8 protein-coding genes are annotated in these 7056 nt (G+C 71.5%); all 8 read left to right on the top strand.

Translation table 11 applies throughout. From position 1 onward, the window contains the following. The first annotated feature begins 105 nt into the window (after positions 1-105). The 8 genes from AB0M18_RS36195 (at position 106) to AB0M18_RS36160 (ending at position 6918) form a co-directional block, all read left to right on the top strand. A complete protein-coding gene (locus tag AB0M18_RS36195; protein WP_365765618.1) occupies positions 106-753 on the top strand; it encodes an HAD family hydrolase in 648 nt (215 codons plus the stop codon). Between the two features lie 41 nt (positions 754-794). Then, complete coding sequence (locus AB0M18_RS36190; protein ID WP_365765616.1) at positions 795-2021, top strand: MFS transporter; 1227 nt, start codon at positions 795-797, stop codon at positions 2019-2021. Next, positions 1990-3168: an acetoin utilization protein AcuC gene (locus AB0M18_RS36185; protein ID WP_365765614.1), complete on the top strand. Its 1179-nt coding sequence runs from the start codon at positions 1990-1992 to the stop codon at positions 3166-3168. The genes AB0M18_RS36190 and AB0M18_RS36185 overlap by 32 nt, the downstream gene beginning before the upstream one ends. 138 nt (positions 3169-3306) lie before the next feature. After that, entirely contained in the window at positions 3307-4122 is an 816-nt protein-coding gene (locus AB0M18_RS36180; RefSeq protein ID WP_365765612.1) for a phosphatase, read from the top strand. A 126-nt stretch (positions 4123-4248) separates the two neighbouring features. After that, a complete protein-coding gene (locus tag AB0M18_RS36175; RefSeq protein WP_046910004.1) occupies positions 4249-4458 on the top strand; it encodes a helix-turn-helix domain-containing protein in 210 nt (69 codons plus the stop codon). Positions 4459-4609: 151 nt separating this feature from the next. Then, on the top strand, positions 4610-4708 hold the full coding sequence (locus AB0M18_RS36170; RefSeq protein ID WP_003948845.1) for an AURKAIP1/COX24 domain-containing protein: 99 nt from the start codon (positions 4610-4612) through the stop codon (positions 4706-4708). 150 nt (positions 4709-4858) lie between these two features. Next, entirely contained in the window at positions 4859-5911 is a 1053-nt protein-coding gene (locus AB0M18_RS36165) for an NAD-dependent epimerase/dehydratase family protein (protein WP_365765620.1), read from the top strand. Between the two features lie 14 nt (positions 5912-5925). Beyond that, the gene (locus AB0M18_RS36160; RefSeq protein WP_365765610.1) at positions 5926-6918 is read left to right on the top strand and encodes a lysophospholipid acyltransferase family protein; all 993 of its coding nucleotides are present in this window, start codon (positions 5926-5928) and stop codon (positions 6916-6918) included. The last annotated feature ends 138 nt before the right edge of the window (positions 6919-7056 follow it).

The raw sequence follows: 7056 nt of genomic DNA, 5'->3' as shown, positions 1-7056 counted from the left end.
TACTGCAGGGGGGACCCTGTGGGAGAGTAGGACGCCGCCGAACAATCATTGTGGGAAAGCCCCGCACCTCTGGTGCGGGGCTTTTCTGCGTTTAGGGTGAGGTTTATGCGCTACGACCTGGTGATCTTCGACAATGACGGTGTGCTCGTCGACAGCGAGCCCATCTCCAACAACATCCTTGCCGCCTGCCTCACCGAGCTCGGGCACCCCACCACGTACGAGGAGTCCGTCCGCGACTTCATGGGGTCCGCCATGCACCGCATCCACGAGATCGTCGAGGAGCGGACCGGGCGGTCGCTGCCCGCCGACTTCGACAACACCTTCCACCAGCGCGTCTTCGACGCCTTCCAGCGGGAGTTGGAGCCCGTCACCGGCGCGCAGGACGTGCTCAAGCGGCTCGTCGCCGCCGGCGTGCCGTACTGCGTGGCCTCCTCAGGGAGTCATGAGCGGATCCGGGTGGGGCACCGGAAGACCGGGCTCGACGCCTGGTTCCGGGACGAGATCGTGTTCAGCGCCGAGGACGTCGGCCGGGGGAAGCCGGCGCCCGACCTCTTCCTGCACGCCGCCGAGCGGATGGGCGTGCCGCCGGCCCGCTGTGTCGTCGTCGAGGACAGCGCGCTCGGCGTGCAGGCCGCGGTCGCGGCCGGGATGGACGTGTACGGATTCACGGCGATGACGCCGCGGGAGCGGCTCGACGGCGTCAACGGGTACTTCGAGCACATGGACGAGCTGCTCGGCACATTGGGCATGTGATCCATCTACCGCTGGGTAGGTCCCGGCCCTACTGTGCGGCCATGACAGATGCGCGGTTGCGGCGTGGGCGGGGATCCCTCACGGTGAGCTTCTTCGTGCAGGGGGTCACGTTCGCCCTGCTCGTGACCCGGATTCCGGCGATCCAGGACCGGTACGGGATATCCGACGGGCTGCTGCCCGTGTTCCTGGCCGCGGTGCCGGTCCTCGCCGGGGTGTCCAGCGTCGGCACCGAGAAGGTGGTGGCGCGGGTCGGGCCGGCCGCCGTGCTGCGGTGGGCGCAGCCCGTTGTGCTGCTCGCGCTCCTCGGGGTGGGTGCCGGTTCGGAGTTGTGGGCCGCGGCCGTGGCGCTCGGGGTGTTCGGGCTCGCGGTCGGCGCCCTGGACGCGTCCATGAACATGCTGGGCGTGAGCCTCCAGCGGGCGTACGGGCGGAGCATCATGCTCGGGTTCCACGCTTCGTACAGCCTCGGCGGGATCGCCGGTGCCTCGCTGGCCTGGGTGGGGGCGCACTGGCAGCTGCCGCTGTTCGTGTCGTATCTGCCGGTGGTCGTGGTGCTGCTGCCGGCGACGCTGGTCGGGAGCCGCTGGTACGTGGACGGGGGCGGGGCCGGGGAGCCGGAGGCCGCCGCCACAGGCGGACAGGGGGCCTCCCAGGGTGTGGCGTTCCGGCTGCTGCTGCCGCTGTGCCTGGTGATGACCTTCGCGTACATCGGGGACTCGACGGTCTCCAACTGGTCGGCGAAGTACCTCCAGGACGTGCTGCGGAGCTCGGAGGAGCTCGCGACCGTGCCGTACAACGCGTACATGGTGACGACGCTGCTCGGGCGTGCGGTGGGGGACTTCGGGGTGCGGCGGTTCGGCGCGGTCCTGGTGGTGCGGGCCGGTGCGGTCCTCGCGGCGCTCGGGTTCGCGGTCGTGGCGGCGGCGCAGGGGCCGTGGACGGGGATGGCCGGGTTCACGCTCCTCGGGCTCGGCCTGAGCGTGATCGTGCCGCAGACCTTCGCCGCCGCAGGGCGGCGGGCTTTCGAATATGGCGGTCCCGGGGCGAGTGATGCGGCGGTGGCGCGGCTCAATGTCTTCAACTACGTGGGGTTCCTGGTGGGCTCGCCGTTGGTGGGGGCGCTCGGGGACGCGTGGAGCTATCGCGGGGCGATGCTGGTGCCGATGGTGTTGGTCCTGGTGACGGTGGTGTATGCCACGTCGTTCGGGGCTCCGAAGGCCCGATACGGTGGCGGGCATGAGCAGCCGCGCACTGTTGATGTGGGATGAAGCTGTCACCGGGTACGACTTCGGGTCGGAGCACCCGATGGATCCGGTGCGGCTCGCGCTGACCATGGGTCTGGTGCGGGCGTTCGGGCTCGACCGTCAGGTGGACGTGCTGGCGGCGAAGCCGGCCGGTGAGTCCACTCTGCGGCTCGTGCACCGCGAGGACTACGTGGCGGCGGTGCGGGCCGCGTCGGCGGATCCGAGGGCGGCGGACCAGGCGTACGGCCTGGGGACGGTGGACGATCCGGCGTTCGCGGGGATGCACGAGGTGTCCGCGCTGATCGCCGGGCAGTCGGTGGGCGCGGCGGAGGCCGTGTGGCGGGGGGACGCGGCGCACGCCGTGAACTTCGCGGGCGGGCTGCATCACGCGATGCCGGGCGGGGCCTCGGGTTTCTGCATCTACAACGACGCCGCGCTGGCGATCGCCCGGCTGCTCGAACTGGGCGCGGAGCGGGTGGCGTACGTGGATGTGGACGTGCATCACGGGGACGGGGTGCAGGCGGCGTTCTGGGACGATCCGCGGGTTCTGACGATCTCGCTGCACGAGCATCCGCGGACGCTGTTCCCGCAGACGGGCTGGCCGGAGGAGACCGGTGGTCCGGGGGCGGGGGAGGGCGGCGCGGTGAACGTGGCGCTGCCGGCCGGGACCGCGGACGCGGGCTGGGTGCGGGCCTTCCACGCGGTGGTGCCGGAGCTGATCGCCGATTTCCGGCCGCAGGTCCTGGTGACGCAGCACGGCGCGGACACGCACTTCGAGGATCCGCTGGCGCATCTGGCGGTGTCGTTGGACGCGCAGCGGGCGGTGCAGGAGGCGTGTCACGAGCTGGCGCACGCGCATGTCGAGGGCGGCCGGTGGCTGGCGCTCGGCGGCGGCGGGTACGCGGTGGTGGACGTCGTACCGCGGTCGTGGACGCATCTGGTGGGGATCGCGGCGCACGCTCCGGTGGATCCGGAGTCGGTGATCCCGTCCTCGTGGCGGGACGAGGTGTACGCGCGGACCCGCCAGTTGGGTCCGGCGCGGATGACGGACGGGCGGTGGCCGGTCGCGGTCCGGGACTGGGCGGACGGCTACGATCCGGCGGACCGGCTGGACCAGGCGGTCCTGGCGACGCGGCGGGCGGCGTTCCCGTTGCGCGGTCTCCTCGCCTGATCCGTTCGCCGACCTGATGGTTCGCTCGGCCTGATCCGTTCGTACGGGCGGGGGACAGTCGACGCGGGGTTACGCCGACTGTGGGGCGGGTGCCGGGTTTCGGCCCGGGTGCAGTGTCGTTCCGGCAGCATCGGCAGGGTGCTGAGTACCGGGGCGCTGCGGGCGCATCTGTTGGCGGCCGGTTTGGCCGGGACCGTGGCGACCTCGCGGGAGGAGAGCCTGCGGAGCTATCGGCTGTTCGCGGCGGGGGATCCCCGGGTGACCCTCGGCCTGGATCCCGAGTGGGGCTGGGACGAGGGTGACCTGCTGCGGCTGATGGCGGACAAGTGCGGGGTGTCGGACGATCCGGCGCACCGTTCGGGGCCGGACGTGATCGATCCGGAGCGGACGCTGGGGGCGCTTTCGGCGTTCGCGGAGCGGCTCGCCGCGGCGGCCCGGCGGCGGGCTCCGGTGCTCCTGGGTACGGGGCATCCGCACCGTTTGCTTGGTTTCTACGCCGCGCTCGCAGACGCTTTGTCGGCGGCGGGCTGTCTTGTTCTCACCCCGGCGCAGGGGAGATGTATCGACATAACGACCCGGTTCGGCGTACGCACGCACCTGCTCGACTACGTACGGGGAGTCGCGCTGGTGCGAGAAGCGGACCTGCCGGCCGCAGGGCGCGAGCCGGGGGCGCACACCCATTCCCCGCTGCCGGTCAGGGCGGCGCTCGAGAGCGCGGCCGAGGCCGGCGGGCCGCTTCCGGAGCTGGTGGTGGGGGACCACGGCTGGGTCTGCGGGGCAGGTCAGCTGGGTATCGAGAGCATCGGTCTGGCCGATACGGACGATCCGGCGCTGTTCGTCGGGGAGGCCGAGGGGCAGGTGTCGGTGGCCGTTCCACTGGATGACGGGGTGCGCTCGGACTACTACCGTCCACTCACTCGCTATGTACTCAATCGAGCGTGTCTGTCACGGTAAACGGCCGACTGTTGCTCCTCTTCCCCACTCGTACCACCCGCCCCTACTCTGGGCGTGAGCGCTCAGCGACGAAGAGTCACCGGAGGGGAAGCCGGTGGGCGTCGCGGCGGAAGGTACAGGTGGGTCATGGCTGCTGGCGACAGGCCTCTCAACGAGGTGAAGTTTCTGACCGTGGCGGAAGTCGCCTCGGTGATGCGCGTCTCGAAGATGACCGTGTACCGCTTGGTGCACAGCGGTCATCTGCCGGCGATCCGGGTGGGGAGGTCCTTCCGCGTGCCGGAACAGGCGGTTCACGAGTACCTCAGGGAATCCTTCGTGGGGGTGGCGACCGCTTAGCGGGCACGGGCCGCCCGGAGGAATACGCCCTCGGATTACAAGGTCGGCGCTCTAGCCGGTAGGCTAGCCCCTCGTAGGTCGTGTGGGCCCAGACGCCCCGCACCGATCCCCGCTGGCGCGGGGATGTTCCGAGTAGTGAGCGAGGGTAGTCGTGGGCTCTGTTATCAAGAAGCGGCGCAAGCGGATGGCGAAGAAGAAGCACCGCAAGCTGCTCAAGCGCACGCGCGTGCAGCGTCGCAACAAGAAGTAAGCGCGCGCGCCGCTTCGACGGCGTTGTGCGTACGGCGTGGCCTCTCACCGTTTTCCGGTGGGGGGCCACGCTTTTATTGCGCCGAAATGTGAAGGCGCTACGGTGTCGGTCAGCGGAACACCGATGGAAGACCGACGGAAGGCGCTCCTCTTGGGCAAGGTCGTGCTCGTCACCGGTGCGGCCCGGCACCTCGGCGCGCGTTTCGTCCGGCGCGTGCAGCGCGACCCGGAGGTCGACCGGGTGGTCGCCGTGGACGCGGTCGAGTCCCCGCACCCGCTGGGCGCCGCGGAGTTCGTCCGGGCCGACATCCGGCAGCCGACGGTCGCCAAGGTCCTCGCGCAGTACGACGTGGACACGGTCGTGCACATGGACGTCACCGGCACCGCGCTCGGCTCCGGCGGCCGTACGTCGGTCAAGGAGACCAACGTCATCGGCACCATGCAGCTGCTCGGCGCCTGCCAGAAGTCGCCGCGGGTGCGCCGCCTGGTCGTGAAGTCCAGCACGAGCGTGTACGGGGCGGCGCCCCGCGACCCGGCGGTCTTCACCGAGACGACCCCGGCCAAGTCGCTGCCGAGCGGCGGCTTCGCGAAGGACGCGGTCGAGGTCGAGGGATACGTACGGGGCTTCGCCCGGCGCCGCCCGGACGTGGCGGTGTGCGTGCTGCGCTTCGCGAACATCCTCGGACCGCGGGTGGACTCCCCGCTCGCCGAGTATCTGGACCTGCCGGTCCTGCCCACCGTCCTCGGCTACGACCCGCGGCTGCAGTTCGTCCACGAGGACGACGTCATGGACGTCCTTGAACTGGCCTCCCGCGAACCGCGCCGCGCCACCCTCAACAGCGGCACCTTCAACATCGCCGGCGACGGGGTGCTGCTGCTGTCCCAGTGCGCCCGGCGCCTCGGCCGGCCGACGGTGCCGGTGCTGCTGCCCGCCGTCACCTGGGTCGGGCAGGCGCTGCGCACGGTCGGCCTGACCGACTTCGCGCCCGAGCAGATCCGGCTGCTCACCCACGGCCGGGTGGTGTCCACCGTGCAGATGCGCGACACCCTCGGCTTCACGCCCCGCTTCAGCACCGCCGAGGCCTTCGCGGACTTCGCGCGGAGCCGGGGCCCGGGCCTGCTGCCGCCGGCGCTCCTCGCGGGCGCCGTGGACCGGCTCGCCGACCGTCTCGTACCCGAACCGACCTCCCCGACCGCGGAATAGGAGCCCAGATCGCGATGGCGGACGCCAAGGTCATCCCCTTCGACGACGACCGGTCGCGGGCCCGCCGCCGGCCGCCCGGCGGCAGGAGCGACGGCGCGGCCGCCGTACGGGCGCTGCCGACGCCCCCGGCACCCGTGGCGGCCCCGGCACCCCGGGAGGCCGGCGCCTCCGGCTGGGAGCGGCGGCTCGCGGGCGGCCTCGCGTTCCTGCGGCGGCGGGTCACCGGCGACTACGAGGTCGACGAGTTCGGCTACGACGAGGAGCTCACCGACCAGGTCCTGATGTCGCTGCTCCGCCCGCTGTACGAGAAGTACTTCCGGGTCGAGGTGAAGGGCGTCGAGAACATCCCGAAGGACGGCGGCGCCCTGGTGGTGGCCAACCACTCCGGGACGGTCCCGCTGGACGGCCTGATGATGCAGGTGGCCGTGCACGACCACCACCCGGCCGGCCGCCATCTGCGGCTGCTCGCCGCCGACCTGGTGTTCATGCTGCCGGTGGTCAACGAGCTGGCCCGCAAGGCCGGGCACACGCTGGCCTGCGCGGAGGACGCCGAACGGCTGCTGAAGTCCGGGGAGATCGTCGGTGTGATGCCGGAGGGCTTCAAGGGCATCGGCAAGCCCTTCGCCGAGCGCTACAAGCTCCAGCGCTTCGGCCGCGGCGGCTTCGTGTCGACGGCGCTGCGGGCCGGGGTGCCGATCGTGCCGTGCTCGATCGTGGGCGCGGAGGAGATCTACCCGATGCTCGGCAACGCCAAGACGCTCGCACGGGTGCTCGGCCTGCCGTACTTCCCGCTGACCCCGACCTTCCCGTGGCTGGGTCCGCTGGGCGCGCTGCCGCTGCCGACGAAGTGGACGATCCAGTTCGGCGAGCCGATCCCGACGGACGGCTATCCGCTGGAGGCGGCGGAGGACCCGATGCTGATGTTCAACCTGACCGACCAGGTCCGCGAGCAGATCCAGCACACGCTGTACAAGCTGCTCGTACAGCGGCGGTCGGTGTTCTTCTGACGGTTCTTCCGGACCCGACGGTACGGGGAGGGGCCCGCCACCCGGCCGGGGGGGGGGGCCCCCCCCCGGCCGCCGGCGGTTGCGGTGGTGGTGGGGGTTGCGTGGGCCCGCCGCCCGCCCCGGCGGGTTGGGGGGGTG

It is taken from the genome of Streptomyces sp. NPDC051909 (assembly GCF_040681095.1).
GTDB lineage: Bacteria > Actinomycetota > Actinomycetes > Streptomycetales > Streptomycetaceae > Streptomyces.
The sequence above is the reverse complement of the archived record's forward strand: the minus strand, read 5'-3'. Positions and strand labels throughout refer to the sequence as shown.

Excerpts from the sequence above, each read along its gene's own strand:
- AB0M18_RS36185 (WP_365765614.1), top strand. The coding sequence starts at position 1,990 with ATGAGCAGCCGCGCACTGTTGATGTGGGATGAAGCTGTCACCGGGTAC.
- AB0M18_RS36190 (WP_365765616.1), top strand. The coding sequence starts at position 795 with ATGACAGATGCGCGGTTGCGGCGTGGGCGGGGATCCCTCACGGTGAGC.
- AB0M18_RS36160 (WP_365765610.1), top strand. The coding sequence starts at position 5,926 with ATGGCGGACGCCAAGGTCATCCCCTTCGACGACGACCGGTCGCGGGCC.
- AB0M18_RS36175 (WP_046910004.1), top strand. The coding sequence starts at position 4,249 with ATGGCTGCTGGCGACAGGCCTCTCAACGAGGTGAAGTTTCTGACCGTG.
- AB0M18_RS36195 (WP_365765618.1), top strand. The coding sequence starts at position 106 with ATGCGCTACGACCTGGTGATCTTCGACAATGACGGTGTGCTCGTCGAC.